Genomic DNA, 18,135 nt, shown 5'->3' on the forward strand with positions numbered 1-18,135 from the left:
TCTTTCTCCCTACTGAGCCAGAAAATCTTGCGCGAAACGTTGTAATACACCGCCTGCGTTATAGACATTCACTTCATCAGCCGTGTCTAAACGACACGTCACCGCAACGTCTAGTTTCTCACCGTTTCTTTCGCCTTGAGTACGAGTGATAACCAAAGCTAAATCGACACCCGGTTTGATCTCACCTACAACATCATAAAGTTCAGTACCATCGAGCTCTAATATGTGACGATCAGTCCCTGCTTTAAATTGCAGTGGTAGCACGCCCATACCGACTAAATTGGTGCGATGAATACGTTCAAAACCTTCAGCCACAATCGCTTCAACGCCAGCTAAACGCACTCCTTTAGCCGCCCAGTCACGAGATGAACCCTGACCGTAATCGGCTCCTGCGATAATAATGAGCGGTTGTTTACGATTCATGTAGGTTTCAATGGCTTCCCACATACGTGTTACCTGCCCTTCAGGCTCAATGCGCGCCAGTGATCCTTGCTGAACCTTACCCCGCTGTTGCACCATTTCATTGAATAACTTGGGGTTAGCAAAAGTGGCACGCTGCGCGGTGAGGTGATCGCCTCGGTGGGTTGCATACGAATTAAAATCAGCTTCTGGAACCCCCATCTGGGTCAGGTACTCACCTGCGGCACTAGAAGCTAAAATAGCGTTCGATGGTGATAGGTGGTCGGTAGTGATATTGTCACCCAAAATCGCCAGAGGACGCATACCAGACAAACTTCTCTCACCAGCTAGTGCACCTTGCCAATAAGGAGGACGACGGATGTAGGTACTCATTGGCCGCCAATCATAAAGCGGATTGTTGTTTGCTGCTTCACTCTCTGGCTTAAACATCTGAATATAGATTTGATTGAACTGTGCCGGTTTTACGTGATGATTAACAACAGCATCAATGTCTTCATCGCTCGGCCACAAGTCATTGAGATAGATCGGGTTACCTTGCACATCAGTGCCCAATGCATCTTTTTCAATATCAAAACGAATCGTTCCCGCCAACGCGTAAGCCACCACCAACGGTGGTGAAGCTAAGAATGCTTGTTTGGCATAAGGGTGAATACGACCGTCAAAGTTGCGGTTGCCCGATAACACTGCAGTAGTGTAAAGGTCGCGTTCGATGATTTCATTTTGGATGAGCGGATCCAGCGCACCACTCATACCATTACAGGTGGTACATGCATAGCCGACAATCCCAAAACCAAGCTGCTCTAACTCTGGTAGTAATCCCGCATCTTCTAGGTATAACTTGGCCACTTTTGAACCTGGAGCGAATGACGTTTTCACCCAAGGTTTACGCACCAAACCAAGCTGATTCGCTTTTTTGGCCAACAGCGCTGCTGCAACCACATTACGTGGGTTACTGGTATTGGTACACGACGTAATGGCGGCGATGATCACTGCACCATCTGGCAATTCACCCTCTTTTTCTTGCCATTCACCAGCGATACCGCGCTGAGCGAGTTCGGAGGTGGGTAAGCGACGATGTGGATTAGAAGGTCCTGCAAGATTGCGTTGTACTTGTGATAAGTCAAATTCCAAAACACGCTCATATTCCGCGTGTTGCAAATCATCCGCCCACAACCCCGTTTGCTTTGCATATTGCTCCACTAACGCCACTTGCTCGGCATCTCGTCCCGTTAGCTTTAGGTAATTGATAGTCTGTTCATCAATGTAAAACATCCCTGCGGTTGCGCCGTATTCAGGTGTCATATTAGAGATGGTAGCGCGATCACCGATGGTCAAATTACGCGCCCCTTCACCAAAAAATTCCAGATAACACGAAACCACTCGCTGGTTACGCAGAAATTCTGTTATCGCGAGTACAATATCGGTAGCAGTGATACCGGGCTGACGGTTCCCGGTTAATTTCACCCCAACAATATCGGGTAAACGCATCATTGATGGGCGACCGAGCATCACTGTTTCGGCCTCTAGGCCGCCAACACCAATCGCTATCACACCTAATGCATCGACATGCGGCGTGTGGCTGTCGGTGCCAACACACGTATCTGGAAAGGCAACACCATCTTTGACTTGAACCACAGGCGACATTTTTTCTAGATTAATTTGGTGCATGATGCCGTTACCCGCAGGGATGACGCTGACATTTTCAAACGCGGTTTTACACCATTCGATAAAATGGAAGCGGTCTTCATTGCGACGGTCTTCAATTGCGCGATTTTTCTCAGAGGCATTAGGCTCAAAGCCTGCGTGCTCCACCGCTAAGGAGTGATCGACTATTAATTGCGTCTCCACCACTGGATTAACCTTGGCTGGATCACCACCTTGTTCGGCAATCGCATCTCTTAAACCAGCTAAATCAACCAATGCGGTTTGGCCTAAAATATCGTGACAAACGACACGCGCTGGATACCAAGGAAAATCAAGGTCACGCTTGCGCTCAATCAATTGCTTTAAAGAATCAACCAATGCATGCGGCTCGCAACGACGGACTAAGTTTTCCGCCAAAATTCGCGAGGTGTAAGGGAGTTTTTCGTACGCACCCATTTGAATTTCATCAACCGCTTGGCGCGCATCAAAATAATCCAGTGTTGTACCTGCCAATGGTTTTTTGTATTGGCTACTACTCTGAAATTGGCTAACTGTTTGATTATTCATTACTTCCACCCATCACATTATTCCTCCCCCAAACCATCCCCAAAGTGGGGAACGCTTTATATTTCACACAACTGAGCGTTATTTACGTTGCTCTATCGGTAACCATTGTTGATGCTCTGGGCCATCGTAGTCGGCACTTGGGCGAATGATTCGGTTATTGGCACGTTGTTCAAAAACATGCGCAGCCCAGCCTGTTAAACGACTCATCACAAAAATAGGGGTAAAGAGTTTGGTGGGAATATCCATAAAGTGATAAGCCGAAGCATGGAAGAAATCGGCATTGCAGAATAAGCCTTTTTCGCGCTTCATCACCGCTTCGACTCTCTCTGACACGGCATACAGATGAGTATCGCCGACGGCTTCAGACAGAGTTTTAGACCAGCGTTTGATCAGCGCATTGCGCGGGTCACTTTCACGATAAATTGCATGACCAAACCCCATGATTTTGTCTTTATTAGCGAGCATTTGCAGGATGTTGGACTCTGCTTCTTCAGGTGTTTGCCAATTTTCAATCATTTCCATTGCAGCTTCATTGGCACCACCATGCAACGGGCCACGCAATGTACCAATAGCACCAGTCACGCAAGAGTGGATGTCTGACAAGGTAGATGCACACACTCGCGCTGCAAACGTTGAAGCATTAAATTCATGCTCAGCGTACAAAATTAGTGAGCAATGCATCACTTGCTTATGTAGCTCGCTTGGGGTTTTCCCGGTCAACATTTTCAAAAAGTAACCACCGATGCAATCTTCACTTTGATCTTCGGTATCAATGCGAACGCCATCGTGGCTAAAACGATACCAGTAACAAATAATGGCCGGAAACAGCGCCAACATGCGCTCAGTCGCACTGAGTTGCTCATCAAAGCTGTGTTCAGTTTCAAGATTACCAAGTACAGAACAGCCTGTGCGCATGACATCCATTGGGTGCGCATCCGCAGGGATAAGCTCTAGTGCAGCCTTCAGTGACTGTGGCAAACCACGTAGACCAATTAAACGAGTTTTGTATTGATCCAGTTCGGCTTGGGTAGGTAAATGTCCAACCAATAATAAATGCGCGACTTCTTCAAATTGTGCGTTATTGGCGAGGTCAGTAATATCGTAACCTCGATAAGTTAAGCCAGTTCCGGTTTTTCCTACGGTACACAAAGCAGTAACGCCCGCGCTTTGTCCGCGTAGACCTGCGCCGCCGAGTGGTGCATTTGACATGTTGAACTCCTTTTCTTGCTCTCACGCCCTATCTCGTGTGGATGTGCTTTTATCTTCATCATGTCTTGTCTTTCTAAAAACCTGAAGTTGTAGAAAAACACATAATTAGGTAGCGGGTCGTTCAAGCTATTTCACGTTATTGAATATGCTCATTTAGAGCTTGTTATTTCTATTTATCTTGTTAGTGGCCGATAGTTAATTCAGTCCATGCTGTATTCTGTTGATTTTTATTTGATGCATTGCGCTTTTCATTCAACGCACTTCACTTATTCTTTCTCAGAGAACAGCTGATCGAGTTTGTCTTCATAATCGTGGTAATTGAGATAATCATAAAGTTCGTTGCGGGTTTGCATCGTATCGAGTAAGGCTTCTTGGTTGCCATGTTCGAGTAAATGGCGATACACCATTTCAGCCGCTTTATTCATTGCTCGGAACGCACTGAGTGGATAAAGCACCATGTCAACTTTCGATTTGGCTAAGTCCTGACAGCCATAAAGTGGCGTCTGACCAAACTCAGTGATGTTGGCCAAAATAGGCACGTGTTTGCCACTGGCCGCAGCAAGGGCGGTCGAGAAACGGTCATACTGCTCTAGAGTGGTCATCGCTTCCGGGAAAATCATGTCTGCGCCAGCGTCCACACAAGCAATCGCACGCTCTATTGCGCTATCAATCCCTTCCACCGCTAACGCATCCGTTCGTGCCATGATGACAAATTCAGGATTGATTCGCGCATCGACAGCCGCTTTCACGCGATCCACCATTTCTTGCTGACTGACAATAGCTTTGTTTGGTCGGTGACCACAGCGCTTCTGCGCTACTTGATCTTCCATATGGATCGCGGCTGCACCGGCTTTTTCCATCGCTTTGATCGTGCGGGCAATGTTAAATGCACCACCGAATCCGGTATCTATATCGACCAGCAAAGGCAAATCACACGCATTAGTAATGCGTTCCACATCCACCAGCACATCGTTAAGCGTTGTTATGCCAAGATCCGGCAATCCATAAGACGCATTGGCAATACCGCCACCGGAAAGATAAATCGCTTGGTGACCTAAACGTTTCGCCATCATGGCGCAATAAGGGTTGACGGTGCCGACAATTTGCAGCGGGTCATTACTTTGCACGGCGAGTCTAAATTTCGCCCCCGGACTTAAGCTCATGAGATTCTCCTAATCAGTGCGCTTTAGATTTCGATTCTTTTCGTCTTGAAGTGGTTCTACACTGACACTCAGCCTGTACCACCACTATTTATTTAATAACTTCAAGCCATTGGCTATCTACTGTTCGTTCGCAATCTGCTGCTCAATCAATTTCCGGCTACCGGAGATATGGCGTCGCATTAACATTTCAGCCAATTCTTCATCGCGGTTTTTTATCGCTTGCAGAATGTATTTATGCTCATCTAACGCCTCTTTAGGGCGTGAATGTGAACGCGGTGATTGATAGCGATACATACGTAATAAGTGATAAAGCTCATCGCACAATAAAGTGATGAGTTTCTGATTGCGGCTCGCTTTGATGATGCAGTAATGAAAGTCGAAATCACCATGCTGGTGAAAGTAAGACGCCCCTTCCACTTGGTCGATATGGTGAGAATGTGTCGACAATAACCCTTCAAGTCTAATTAACTCGTCGGTGTTGATATTGCGAGCCGCAAGCCTGGCGGCCATTCCTTCAAGAGCCTCGCGCACCGCGTATAACTCAACTAATTTGTCGGGTGATAGTTGAATAACTCGTGCGCCAATATGTGGGATACGCTCGATCAAGCCTAACCCTTCCACTCGCATAATAGCTTCACGCAGTGGACCTCGGCTGACTTGAAAGTGTTTGGCAAGTTCCGGTTCTGAAATCTTACTGCCGGGTGCGATTTGCCCTTCAACAATCGCTTCAATCAAATACTCAGTGAGATTCTCAGATTTAGTGCTTTCTTTTTCTGGCTTAACCATCAACTCTTTTTGACGCTCAAGAGTGCTTGTTTTTAGCGCTTTATTTTGGACTATTGTATTCATCGTTTCGCCTTACACAGTTCTTCACTAGCCGGTTTACATCACTAAAAAGAAAATGTGTTAACAATTAATCAAACTAAACACAAAATAGACCACCAAAGTGTCGACAATCAAGATAATTGTCGACACTTTAGACTAATGTATAATAAACCGACTCAATGTCTAACCAGAATATAAGGTTAGATAGCAAGGTAACTCTGTGAGCTTGGAAAGGGAAAAACAATCATTGAACCGATAGAATAACAAATGCAAACAATCACCTATGACATGGTAGTCACTATGAGTCTTTGGAAGACAAGCACAACTGCACAATATTTTGCCTCACTACTCACTATTCCTTTGCTATCGGGATGCATTGCTTATTCGTTAGATGAATACCACTCAATGACCTATTCCACTTTAAGTGAGGCTTACTACTCAGAAAACGAACTTACTGTTGCGGATAACCCAAATGTGGTTCGAAGCGCGGTGGAGCAAAATCACTTGGTATGGACAACCGACCTCAAATCTGTCGAAGATGAATTACCTACGCTATTTCCAGAATTAAATTTGCACGAACAAAATAGCCATCCCTTCGATGTACAGATCTTCCATGTTGCATTGAATCACCTGATTGGACGTTTTGGTTGTGAATTATACAGCAGCGTGCAAAACGAAGATTCTGTTCAAACCTGTGACAATCAAGGGACCATCGCTGCAAACAATTTAGGATATTTACCTTTTAACAAAGGGAAATATTTAGGCGAACGACTACAAGTGCATCAACAATCCAACCAGCAGAGATTCGCAATTGATCTTTACTTAAAGAGTACTTTTGAGCGTTCGCTAGACTCTGTGTGGGGAGCCGTCCATACCTTAGGTCATTTTAACCATTCACAACTGTCACCTGATAGCTTGGTGTTAACCGTCTACTTAAACAGTTATACACAAAATAGCGAGAATGCATTGTGGCAACCACTTCACGCAGAGCCATTGATCTTTTTTGTACTGCTACCAAATATTGATTCAATTTTAAGCCAAGAGAATGAAATGGCAGCTTCTGATTTTTCTTACAATAACAGCAAGTTATTGCTCGTAAAAAGTCAATAAGCCCCTTCATATAAAGTTCACATCAAGCCTGCGAAACCGAGCGTGAACTTTATGAACAAAACTTCCTTTATGCTCAATATTGTTTTTATCTACGCATTAGAGACAAAACGGCAACAAGTTATTAACTTAATATTATCCGCAACAAGCTACATTTAGCGGAATAATGATAATAACAATAAGCATCATTGTCGTCAGCCAGCTTACGCTGACGACAATGATGCGCCGACATAAGGAACGTGAATATGTTTAAGCATTTTAAACCAACCCTCGCCGCATCCATTTTGGCTGCAGCCTTTTCTTTCAGTAGCTTGGCGGCTGACATAGAAAAACTGCACATTTTAATTCCTGGTGGTGCCGGTGGTGGTTGGGACATGACGGCTCGTGGTACTGGTGATGTGCTGATGAAAGCCAATATTGTCAGTAATGTTTCGTACCAAAACCTCTCTGGCGGTGGTGGCGGCAAAGCCATTGCACACTTAATTGAAACAGCAGATCGTCAACAAGATACGTTGATGGTCAATTCGACCCCTATTGTGGTGCGTTCTTTATCTGGCGTATTTCCTCAATCATTTCGAGATTTAACCCCCATCGCTGCCACCGTTTCTGATTACGGTGCTATCGTTGCAGCCGGCGATTCAAAATATAATACTTGGGAAGATGCCGTTGCAGACTTCAAAGACAATCCACGAAAAGTAAAAGTAGCTGGTGGTTCCGCGCGCGGTAGTATGGACCATTTGGTCGTTGCAGCAGCATTTAAAGGACAAAACCTCAACCCGAAAGAAGTACGCTATATTGCGTATGATGCGGGCGGCAAAGCCATGGCTGCTCTGCTTTCTGGTGAAACTCAGTTGCTTTCTACTGGCCTAGGTGAAGTACTAGAGATGTCGAAATCTGGTCAAGTGAAAATTCTTGCTATTACCGCACCAAAGCGTCTTGAGGTGGCACCAAACATTCCGACACTGACTGAATATGGCAACCCAACCGTATTTGCTAACTGGCGTGGTTTCTTTGCCGCTCCGGGAACTAGCCAAGAAAAAATCAATGAATGGAATGCCGCTTTGTCGAAAATGTACACCACTGATGAATGGAAAGTTGTCCGTGACCGCAATGGTTGGATAGACAACTACAAGGCAGACAAAGAGTTCTACTCATTCTTGGAAGATCAAGAAAAACAAATGGGTGATCTAATGCGCGAGCTAGGTTTCCTAAAATAGTAACGTTTCGGGGGCGCACGTTGTCCCCGCCTCTAAATCACCTTTTGCCGTACTCCACTATGTTTATACTCCTTTGTTTATTCGGTCAGGTTATTGGTTGCTAATCACGCCCTTTAATTTACCGCTTAGTTAATACATTTATTAACTCGCTGGTGTGCGGTTTTTTCTATCCATTATTTTGCAACGGAGTTGGATATGTCGGATCTGCCAACCAATTATTTCAGTAAGGAGTACCTACTGTGCCGCGATCGTGTTGGTGCATTAGTCTTTCTTGCTCTGAGCCTATGTTACGGCTATCAAACCACCAATATTCCCATGTTTCCCGGTGATGAATACGAACCGTTTAATGCGCAAACACTACCGAACTTACTCACCTACGCCGGTGTGTTTTTATCACTGATGTTATTGGTGATGGGCAAACCGGATAAAGACAGTGGAGCGGTACTCGACTTTAACTGGAAGTTATTAATTGGCTTTTTAGTGTTGATGGCACTTTACGGGCTGGGACTGACATACATTGGTTTTGTACTCGCCACCAGCTTCTTTCTCCTCGCCGGCTTTTTTATCTTGGGTGAAAGACGTAAATCCATTCTTCTTGGTGCGTCTTTCCCGTTTGTGATCGCCTTTTATCTTCTCTTGACTCAAGGCTTGGATATTTACCTTGAGCCAGGGCTTATTTTCACACTTTGGTAGGAACAGATTATGTTAGATGGAATTTTACAAGGGCTTTCTACCGCCATGATGCCAATGAATATCTTCATGGTTATCATTGGTTGTTTTGTTGGTACTTTTATCGGTATGCTACCGGGACTGGGGCCGATTTCGGCTATCGCGCTGATGATCCCCATTACCTATGGTCTTGAACCATCCTCAGGCCTAATTTTAATGGCTGGTGTATACTATGGCGCTATTTTTGGTGGTTCCACCTCATCAATTTTAATCAATGCTCCGGGATGCTCATCCACTGTTGTTACCGCATTCGATGGCTACCCAATGGCGCAAAAAGGCCAAGCAGGTAAAGCGTTAGCCCTTGCAGCTTATGCTTCATTCACTGGCGGCACACTTTCAGCCATTATGTTATTGGTCGCAGCCCCTGCACTGGCGAAAGTCTCACTAAGTTTCCAATCATCTGATTATTTTGCACTGATGCTATTAGGTTTATCGGCCGTTGCAGCTTTTGCAGGCAAAGGACAAGTAATTAAAGCTTGGATGATGACCATTCTTGGCTTAATGCTTTCAACGGTGGGTATCGATAAAGGGGTTGGCGTTGAACGTTTTACTTTCGGCTTAACTGATTTAATGGATGGCTTTAGCTTCTTATTACTCGCGATGGCTACCTTTGCCTTAGGCGAAACGTTGATGGGCATTTTAAAACCAGATGGCGATACACGTTCAGATGAACAAAATAAACTCAGTAATTTAGGTAGCATGAAAATCTCCAAAGAAGAGTTTAAGGAAGCGGCTCCGGTTTCTATTCGTTCTTCTATCCTTGGTTTCTTTACGGGTGTCTTACCTGGTGCTGGTGCAACCATCGCCGCATTTTTGAGCTACGGCATGGAGCGTAACTTAGCGCCAAAAGATAAAAAAGAACAATTTGGCAAAGGTTCAATTCGAGGATTAGTCGCACCAGAGTCTGCCAATAACGCAGCATCCAGTGGCTCATTTGTACCGCTTTTAACTCTGGGCATTCCAGGCTCAGGAACGACGGCAATTATGCTAGGTGCACTTTTGTCATACGGCATTCAACCCGGCCCTCGCTTGTTTGTGGATCACCCCGATGTTTTTTGGTCTGTCATCATTTCAATGTACTTGGGTAATATCGTACTGATTATTTTAAATTTGCCGCTTATTCCCTACATATCAAGATTACTTGCCGTACCAAGAACAGTATTACTACCGATGATTTTGTTTTTCTCAATTACTGGTGTGTACTTGGTGTCCTTCAATACTATGGATGTCTTCATCATGCTGTTGGTCGCCATGGGAGCAATTGCATTGAGGCTGGCTAATTTCCCACTCGCACCTTTGTTACTCGGCTTTATTTTGGGAGGCTTAATGGAAGAAAACTTACGCCGCGCCTTGATGATCAGCGATGGTGAATTAAGTTTCTTGTGGGAACGTCCGATTACCCTTGCTTTTACAGTTCTTGCGGTATTGATTCTCAGTAGCCCATTTGTAGTGGCATTAGCAAATAAACTACGAGCACAACCGACTAAAGCGGCGGAATAGTCACCCATCGAATGATAACTCATCCAACCATAAAAAGGCCTAGCGAAATTGCTAGGCCTTTGCGTTATGATTACCGCAATATTGAAAATTGACAAATATTGTCAGACTAGAGCTCTAAGGTTTTCATGACAGAAAAATATTCCTTGCTCATCGTCGAAGATGACCAAAAATTGAGAGAAATGTTAACGGAATACTTTGAAGATAAAGAGTTTCATGTGACGAGTTTAGCTGAAGGAAGCAATGCGAGTGATGTCATCAACACTCTACAACCCGACTTACTTCTGCTCGACCTTATGCTTCCCGGTGACGATGGCCTGACAATTTGTAGACAGATCCGTTCAATATATAAAGGTAAGATATTGATGTTGACGGCAAGTGATGACGATTTTGACCATGTCGCTGCACTAGAAATTGGGGCGGATGACTTTGTCACCAAACCGATTAAGCCTCGTGTGCTACTAGCACGTATGCGTATGTTACTAAGACGCCAAGAGGTACAAACCAGTCAGCCGATTAAGGGAACACTTGAATATGGTAAATTAACCTTGAATCAATCTCGCCATATCTGTGAACTAAATGGTGAAGCTATTGCAATGACTGACAGTGAGTTCGATTTACTTTGGCTACTTGCTTCAGAACCGGATCAAGTGCTGTCTCGTGATATTCTTACCAAAGCGTTACGTGGAATTGAATATGATGGTATTGATCGAACCGTTGACAATAAAATTGTCCTTTTACGTAAAAAATTGGGGGACGACTCTTCCCCTCCCAAACGTATTATTACAGTCAGAGGAAAAGGTTATCTTTTCGTCCCTGATACGTGGTAAACCGTCTGATTGATAAAAACAGTTCCATTAAAAAACATATTTTTTAAAAGAGCCTTGTTATGCGCCGTATTTATATTGAGTCTTTTGTAGGACTAGTACTGTTTTTTATCGCAAGTTTAGCGACGATTGAGGTCGTCATCTATCAGCTCAATACCGATTATGATTATGTGTTAGCCGATTATCAGGCTGAGGCTTGGCACGACCTCATAGAAGTAATTTATCAACATGAAGGGGATGAATCGGCTGTAGCGGCTGTCGAAAAATATGCACAGAAAACGAGGCAGATACTCACCAAATTTTCAACGCAAGAATTACCTTCGGATATCAGTCAATTTTTTTTTCATGACCACTCTCAAGCTTATACTTTCCATGATAATGATAGAAATCTGTGGTTTCGAGTCCATTTAGGCTCTGATATTTATCAACTCAAACCAGATTTAAATACACCTCTTCGTCAAGCTATCAACTTTAGTGACAATATCACTCTAATTTTTTTGTTGGTTGGCTTCGCACTCTATTGCGTAGTCTTTATTTGGTTCTTAAGTCGTCGTGTACGTGCATTAGAAAAAGTAACGCTCGCCTTTGCAAGTGGGGATCTAACGGCTAGAGCCTCCATTGATAGCAACAAACGGGTTGGTTCCTTAAATCGGAGTTTCAACTTCATGGCAGACAAAATTTCAGATTTAGTTACCAGTAATAAAGCGCTGACCAATGCCATCGCCCATGAACTCAGAACACCAATCTTCCGTATTCAGTGGCAAGCCGAAATGCTTGCGGATTATCAGTTAACGCCCAAACAAGCCACCAAAGTCGCTAGTATCATTGAAGATACAGAAGAAATGGAAACCATGGTAAATGAGCTTCTATACTATGCAAAAGTAGAACGTCCAGAAAGTGAACTGAATATTCAACCCATACCGCTTAATAGTTGGCTTGAACCGTTGCTTGATAAGTGGAGAACCGACTCATCAAATCATATTGAATATACTCAGCCAAAAACCTTGTTCACGCTCACCGCAGACCCGTATCTTCTCAAAAGGGCACTCGACAATTTATTGGGTAATGCACAAAAGTATGCTCAAGGGAAAATTGGCGTTTCTCTCTCGCTCTCTCCCGATAACAAACAACTTCTTATTTGTGTTCATGATGATGGACGAGGCATAGAAGAGAAACATTGGCCTTTTATTTTCGATGCCTTTTATAGTGCAGATTCTTCTCGGGGAGAAAAACACTCAGGGTTTGGTTTGGGACTTGCCATAGTTAAACAGATTGTCCTGCGCCATCACGGTAAGGTTTCCGTTTCAACCAGCCCTCTAGGTGGTGCTTGTTTCACGATTTTCCTACCCTATTCAAAATAAAGGTTAGTGCTAAACGGCAAGCAACAGAGAGCCAATTAAAAGTATGATTGTATTCCCAAAATGACATTTCCTGACGAATCCATACAAACCAACACTACCGACTAACAAAAAAACACTGCACAATTAATCTCACTACACTAAAAGGGTGATTTTTCCTCAACAAATTTTTCACACTTATGGTGCTAGTCTAATTTAATCTTATTTCCCACATAATTATTACTAGGTTGTTTGAACTATGAAACCAGGTCGTACAGGTATCAGTCGTCTCTTTTATGCCACCGGTTATTCAATGAAAGGTCTTCATGCTGCATGGCAGAATGAAGCAGCCTTTAGGCAAGAAGTGGTTGCTTCTCTTTTATTAATCGCGCTTACATTCTTTCTCCCTGTCACGAAAATAGAACAGCTATTAATGATTGGCAGCTTGGTATTGGTCGTGCTTGTTGAATTGATGAACTCCGCCATCGAAGCTGTGGTTGATCGAGTCGGTAGTGAATGGCATGAACTGAGTGGACGGGCAAAAGATATCGGCTCTGCCGCCGTTCTCGTTGCATTAATTTTCGCAGCATTCACATGGTGTTTTATTTTGGTGTAATCAATGCATAGATCATTCAAAGGAATTAACCTCTCTTACGTAGGCATTAGTTTTTGTCTTGCGTTATATTTTGTAGTCATTGTTAACCTTCCAGTTTATTCTGCGCTCAGTGATGTTTTGAGTAAATTAGACGGGGTAAAAATTGGTTTTGTTATTTCAATTCCAATCTTCTTTTTGGCCACATTTAATTTCTTATTTAATCTATTTAGCTGGCCTTGGCTCACCAAACCCTTTTTCGCGCTTTTAATCCTATTGTCAGCTGCCGTCAGTTACGCTGGTTTTAATTATGGCACTCTGTTTGATTCGGACATGATAGCCAACATTGTAGAAACCGATAGCAGTGAAGCGAACTCTTATTTTAGTCTGTACTCTTTGGTATGGATGATCGGCATGGGAATAATTCCAACCCTACTACTAATCATCACTCCGATTCAAAAAAACAAGTCATTCTTCAATCTGATTTTGCGAAAGTTGACCTCCATGGCCATTTCTTTGGTAGTGATTGGCACTGTCGCAATGATGTATTATCAAGACTATGCCTCGGTTGGCCGTAACAACTCTTATTTAAGACAGCTTATTATCCCAACACAGCTTGTATATAGCATTGGGAAATATGTACATCGTACGTATTTAGCGACACCGATTATTTATCGAGAAATAGGGTTAGATGCCAAACAAATGCCACAAGCTCTATCTGCTGCGACAGATAAACCGACCTTAGTGGTATTTGTACTTGGCGAAACGGCTCGTTCACAAAACTATCAGCTCAATGGCTATAATCGACCAACCAATAGCTACACCAAAGCACTCGACGTTATTTCATTTCAAGATGTCAGCTCTTGTGGTACAGCAACAGCGGTATCTGTCCCTTGTATGTTCTCGTCTTTTACTCGTGATAATTACAGTCGCCAAGCCGCGGATAACCAAGATAACTTTTTGGATATATTGAAGCGTGCACAGGTTGGTTTATTCTGGATTGAAAATGATGGTGGTGACAAGAATGTAGCCAAAAACATCGACAAAATCGAAATTGATCGCAGCCGCGTTGATGAGCTGTGTAATGGACAGACCTGCTATGACATGGCTATGCTAGAAAATTTCGAGAAGAATATCGACAAAATGCAGGGTAACCGTATGTTGCTCATGCATTTAATTGGCAGCCATGGCCCAACGTATTTTCAACGTTATCCGCAAGACAAAAAGGTATTTCAACCTGATTGCCCGCGAGCGGATATAGAGAACTGCACTGTTGATCAAATAATCAATACATATGACAACACCATCTTGTATACCGATTACGTTATTGCCCAAACCATCGAAAAACTCAAAACATTAGAAGATAAATACAATACTGCATTGATTTACATTTCTGATCACGGTGAGTCACTCGGTGAAAACGGTTTGTTCTTGCACGGTATGCCTTATGGCTTGGCACCAGCATATCAAACGCAAGTTCCAATGATGTTTTGGACATCCCCTGGTTTTGAGCGAGAAAAATCACTCAATACAACCTGTTTACGGAATAATGCTCAACAAAAAACCTATTCACAAGATAATCTGTTCCATTCAATGCTTGGCATCATGGATATCACCACCGAAGTTTATAATCCACATATGGATCTGTTCGCAAACTGTCGCAGCTAACCCAAGTCAGCATTCAATTGAGACAATAGATGTAAGAGAGGCTCCAAATGGAGCCTCTGCGTTAAATGATTAGGTTCATTAGCGTTCAAAAGATAGAAAAAGGCCAACACGACCTAGCTGCGACTTGGATAATCTGTATACCCTTTAGCATCTCCGCCGAATAGTGTCGTTGGATCAAGCTCAGCTAACGGAACTCCCTCTTTTAGTCGCTCAACTAAATCTGGGTTTGCAATAAATGGGCGCCCAAAAGCGACCAAATCTGCATAGCCAGCATCAAGTATTTCGTTAGCTCTTTTCACATCATATCGTCCAGCAACAATAATAGTGTTGCTAAAAACTTCACGTAAATGGCGGCGAAAATTTTCGGGGATCTTCGGTGCATCATCCCAATCTGCCTCTGAAAGGTGCAGGTAAGCGATATTCAAGGCCTGCAATTGTTCAGCTGCTTGCAAAATGGTTGGTACAATGTCAGGGCAATCCATATCTTTAAATGTAATGTAAGGTGCGAGTCTTACGCCAACTTTATCCGCACCGATAGCATCAATAACCGATGTCACCACCTCTATTAAAAAACGTAAACGATCCTCTCGACTGCCACCATATTGGTCATTTCGTTTATTGGAATTAGTTCGCAAAAACTGATCTATCAGATATCCATTTCCACCATGAATTTCTATACCATCGAATCCCGCATCAATGGCATTTGTAGCAGCGTGAGTGAAATCAGCGATGACACGCTGGATATCTTGGTGGGTCATTTCCCTAGGTTCAATGCAATCAATCATCAGCCCTGCTTCATCTTGATTGGCTATCCACACTTTCGTGTCTATAGGTGCGATAGCAGATGGTGCCATCGGTTTTTCTCCATTTTGAAAAACTGGATGAGATACTCGCCCGACATGCCACAGCTGATTAAAAATTTTAGCGCCTTTTTTTTGGCTAGCTGTGGCTACCATTTTCCAACCAACAACCTGCGCTGGCGTATAAACACCAGGAGTAAATGAGTAACCTTGGCTATCGTCGGAAATTTGCGTCGCTTCAGTGATGATAAGGCCTGCACTTGCGCGTTGTGCGTAATATTCCGCCATCATCTCATTCGGTACATTACCCGGCTGGCTACTTCTTGCTCTCGTCATAGGCGCCATAACAATACGGTTTTGAACGTCAAATGCATTCAAAGATGCGGAAGAAAATAGTTTGCTCATTAATTAGTCTCTATGTCATCAAACTCAGTGTAATAAGGTTAAAACAAAAGAAATGATTAATAATCTAGTAAATTTTAAAAATAGTATTTAGATTTAATAAACAATAAGCATAAAGGGGAGCAGAAAAGATGAATAAATTGGCTAATATGGAATTGTTTGTCGCCATTGTAGAGCACCAAGGGTTAGCTGCAGCAGCCAAGTCCTTAAACATCTCAGCTGCATCTGTCACCGTAAAACTCAAAGAATTAGAACAGTACTACGGTGTAAAACTGCTTCAAAGAACAACGCGTAAAATTGCGCTCACCGAAGCTGGAGAACATTTTTACCAGCTTAGCCAACAAACGCTAGCCAATATTGCTGAGTTAGAATCATCACTATTAACAGAGAAAACACAGTTTGAAGGTAGTATTAGGATCTCTGCACCTAAAGATCTGGGTCGCCAGCATCTATTACCAATAGTAGATAAATTTTTGCTCAAGCATCCTAAAGTTATTCCACATATTACTTTTAGCGATACGATTTTAGGTCTCTATGAATCAAAACTCGATTTAGTACTTCGTTATGGATCACTGAAAGATAGTCAATTAATTTCAAGAAAATTAATCCAAAACCGACGTGTATTATGCGCATCACCTAATTATTTAAAGCAACATGGTATTCCACAGGTTCCGGATGATCTTAAGCATCACCGTTGTTTAGGCATGGTTCGTGGTAACGAATCACTGACTCGCTGGTCATTCTATGACAATAATATACAGCAAGATGTACTTATAAAACCGGCACGACTTTCTAATGATGGTGGCATCATCCGCCAATGGGCGACTGAAGGTGCGGGAATCGCCCTCAAATCCCAACTAGATATCCAAGCTGACTTAACATCAGGAAGACTTGTTACCGTATTAGATAATTACCATCAAAGCTTTCATGCAGCGGATCTCACTTCTGGGTCTGATTTACATTTGATTTACCCAAATAGAGAACATCAACCTTCTCGAATAAAAGCGTTGATTGAAGAAATATTGATTTATTTTGAAACACTCGGTATATCAAAAGATTAAAAGAGAGTTTACATAAGATAGAAAAGAGCGCCACTAACCGTGACGCTCAGGTAGGTAATTATTTTTTATTTGCGTATTTCATTGAATCCAAGGCAACAGCAAAGATGATAATGCCACCTTTAATAATGTACTGCCAGTAAGGGCTTACGCCGATATACGTCATACCATAGTTAATAACAGTAAAAATAAGTACCCCAGTCACAACGCCTGCAATACTACCAACACCACCAGCAAACGAAACACCGCCTACCACACATGCTGCGATCGCATCAAGCTCGTACAAGAAGCCTAAGTTATTCGTGGCACTGCCAATACGGCCAGCTTCTAACATACCACCAAAGGCATAGAACACACCGGACAACGCATACACTTTAAGCAGTGTCATTGGTACGTTAACACCAGAGACTTTCGCCGCTTCTGGGTTACCGCCGACAGCAAAAATGTTTTTGCCGAAAACTGTTTTGTTCCACAAAATCCACATAAAGATAATCGCGATAATGGCGTAAAAGGTTATGTAAGAGAACCTAAAGTCACCAAACCGGATGAACCCTTGGGTAAATGTAGAGAAACGCTCATCAAAACCAGCAATCGGTGAAGCACCTACCGAGTCGTAGTACAATGAGTTCACACCATATACGATAATCATCGTACCCAAGGTCGCGATAAATGGAGTCACTTTTAAATAAGCAACAATAATACCATTGACCAAACCAAGGATTGCACCAATAGCACACACACAAAGTATCACCGCAATAATTGGCACTTCACCAATACTTGGAAATACTTTATTCACGTTATCAATCGACTGTAAAAGTGTGGCTGAAATAACTGCAGCCAAACCAACTTGGCGACCCGCTGAAAGGTCAGTACCTTGTGTAACAATTAAACCAGCTACTCCGAGTGCAATAATAACACGCACAGAAGATTGCGTTAAAATATTACTGAAGTTGCGCAAGCTTAAAAATGAAGGTTCCTGAATAATAATAATAGCAAGAAGAATAAATAGAACCGCATAGATCGCACCTTCCTTAAGGTGCTTCATTGCAAATGTTTTAACCGAATCCATAATA

The 18,135-nt window shown here is 43.1% G+C and carries 15 protein-coding genes; 9 read left to right on the forward strand and 6 right to left on the reverse strand.

What is annotated here, in order from left to right:
• Window positions 1-9: 9 nt before the first annotated feature.
• The 4 genes from acnD to HGG78_RS14800 all read right to left on the reverse strand — a co-directional run bounded on the left by acnD (window position 10) and on the right by HGG78_RS14800 (window position 5,852).
• Window positions 10-2,631: a Fe/S-dependent 2-methylisocitrate dehydratase AcnD gene (gene acnD / locus HGG78_RS14785; RefSeq protein ID WP_172533353.1), complete on the reverse strand. Its 2,622-nt coding sequence runs from the start codon at window positions 2,629-2,631 to the stop codon at window positions 10-12.
• A gap of 78 nt (window positions 2,632-2,709) precedes the next feature.
• Window positions 2,710-3,840, reverse strand: coding sequence for a bifunctional 2-methylcitrate synthase/citrate synthase (gene prpC, locus HGG78_RS14790; RefSeq protein WP_053309862.1), 1,131 nt, complete (start codon window positions 3,838-3,840; stop codon window positions 2,710-2,712).
• Window positions 3,841-4,106: 266 nt separating this feature from the next.
• Window positions 4,107-5,003 carry a methylisocitrate lyase gene (prpB, locus tag HGG78_RS14795; protein WP_053309863.1) on the reverse strand — a complete coding sequence of 299 codons (897 nt, stop codon included), beginning with the start codon at window positions 5,001-5,003 and terminating at the stop codon, window positions 4,107-4,109.
• A 117-nt stretch (window positions 5,004-5,120) separates the two neighbouring features.
• Window positions 5,121-5,852, reverse strand: coding sequence for a GntR family transcriptional regulator (locus HGG78_RS14800; protein ID WP_168522287.1), 732 nt, complete (start codon window positions 5,850-5,852; stop codon window positions 5,121-5,123).
• A gap of 243 nt (window positions 5,853-6,095) precedes the next feature.
• Between HGG78_RS14800 and HGG78_RS14805 the strand changes: the two genes are divergently transcribed.
• The 8 genes from HGG78_RS14805 to HGG78_RS14840 all read left to right on the forward strand — a co-directional run bounded on the left by HGG78_RS14805 (window position 6,096) and on the right by HGG78_RS14840 (window position 14,802).
• On the forward strand, window positions 6,096-6,938 hold the full coding sequence (locus tag HGG78_RS14805; protein ID WP_254068227.1) for a hypothetical protein: 843 nt from the start codon (window positions 6,096-6,098) through the stop codon (window positions 6,936-6,938).
• A 242-nt stretch (window positions 6,939-7,180) separates the two neighbouring features.
• Window positions 7,181-8,152: a tripartite tricarboxylate transporter substrate binding protein gene (locus tag HGG78_RS14810; RefSeq protein ID WP_172533354.1), complete on the forward strand. Its 972-nt coding sequence runs from the start codon at window positions 7,181-7,183 to the stop codon at window positions 8,150-8,152.
• 195 nt (window positions 8,153-8,347) lie between these two features.
• The gene (locus tag HGG78_RS14815) at window positions 8,348-8,845 is read left to right on the forward strand and encodes a tripartite tricarboxylate transporter TctB family protein (RefSeq protein WP_053309867.1); all 498 of its coding nucleotides are present in this window, start codon (window positions 8,348-8,350) and stop codon (window positions 8,843-8,845) included.
• Window positions 8,846-8,854: 9 nt separating this feature from the next.
• Window positions 8,855-10,381 carry a tripartite tricarboxylate transporter permease gene (locus HGG78_RS14820; RefSeq protein ID WP_172533355.1) on the forward strand — a complete coding sequence of 509 codons (1,527 nt, stop codon included), beginning with the start codon at window positions 8,855-8,857 and terminating at the stop codon, window positions 10,379-10,381.
• Window positions 10,382-10,506: 125 nt separating this feature from the next.
• Window positions 10,507-11,208: a response regulator gene (locus tag HGG78_RS14825; RefSeq protein WP_053309869.1), complete on the forward strand. Its 702-nt coding sequence runs from the start codon at window positions 10,507-10,509 to the stop codon at window positions 11,206-11,208.
• Between the two features lie 59 nt (window positions 11,209-11,267).
• Entirely contained in the window at window positions 11,268-12,566 is a 1,299-nt protein-coding gene (locus tag HGG78_RS14830) for an ATP-binding protein (protein ID WP_172533356.1), read from the forward strand.
• Between the two features lie 235 nt (window positions 12,567-12,801).
• Window positions 12,802-13,158 carry a diacylglycerol kinase gene (locus HGG78_RS14835; protein WP_171981066.1) on the forward strand — a complete coding sequence of 119 codons (357 nt, stop codon included), beginning with the start codon at window positions 12,802-12,804 and terminating at the stop codon, window positions 13,156-13,158.
• A 3-nt stretch (window positions 13,159-13,161) separates the two neighbouring features.
• The gene (locus tag HGG78_RS14840; RefSeq protein ID WP_172533357.1) at window positions 13,162-14,802 is read left to right on the forward strand and encodes a phosphoethanolamine transferase; all 1,641 of its coding nucleotides are present in this window, start codon (window positions 13,162-13,164) and stop codon (window positions 14,800-14,802) included.
• A 113-nt stretch (window positions 14,803-14,915) separates the two neighbouring features.
• Here HGG78_RS14840 and HGG78_RS14845 read toward each other — a convergent pair whose 3' ends face one another.
• Window positions 14,916-16,007 (reverse strand): alkene reductase, encoded by a 1,092-nt coding sequence (locus tag HGG78_RS14845; protein ID WP_172533358.1) that lies wholly within the window; start codon window positions 16,005-16,007, stop codon window positions 14,916-14,918.
• A gap of 128 nt (window positions 16,008-16,135) precedes the next feature.
• On the opposite strand from HGG78_RS14845, the gene HGG78_RS14850 reads away from it, so the two are divergent.
• Window positions 16,136-17,065, forward strand: a complete 930-nt coding sequence (locus tag HGG78_RS14850) for a LysR family transcriptional regulator (protein ID WP_172533359.1) — start codon at window positions 16,136-16,138, stop codon at window positions 17,063-17,065.
• 58 nt (window positions 17,066-17,123) lie between these two features.
• On the opposite strand, the gene mglC is transcribed toward HGG78_RS14850, so the two are convergent.
• Window positions 17,124-18,131: a galactose/methyl galactoside ABC transporter permease MglC gene (gene mglC, locus HGG78_RS14855; protein WP_053309875.1), complete on the reverse strand. Its 1,008-nt coding sequence runs from the start codon at window positions 18,129-18,131 to the stop codon at window positions 17,124-17,126.
• Window positions 18,132-18,135: the final 4 nt, after the last annotated feature.

Source organism: Vibrio aestuarianus (genome assembly GCF_012395185.1).
Classification (GTDB): domain Bacteria; phylum Pseudomonadota; class Gammaproteobacteria; order Enterobacterales; family Vibrionaceae; genus Vibrio; species Vibrio aestuarianus.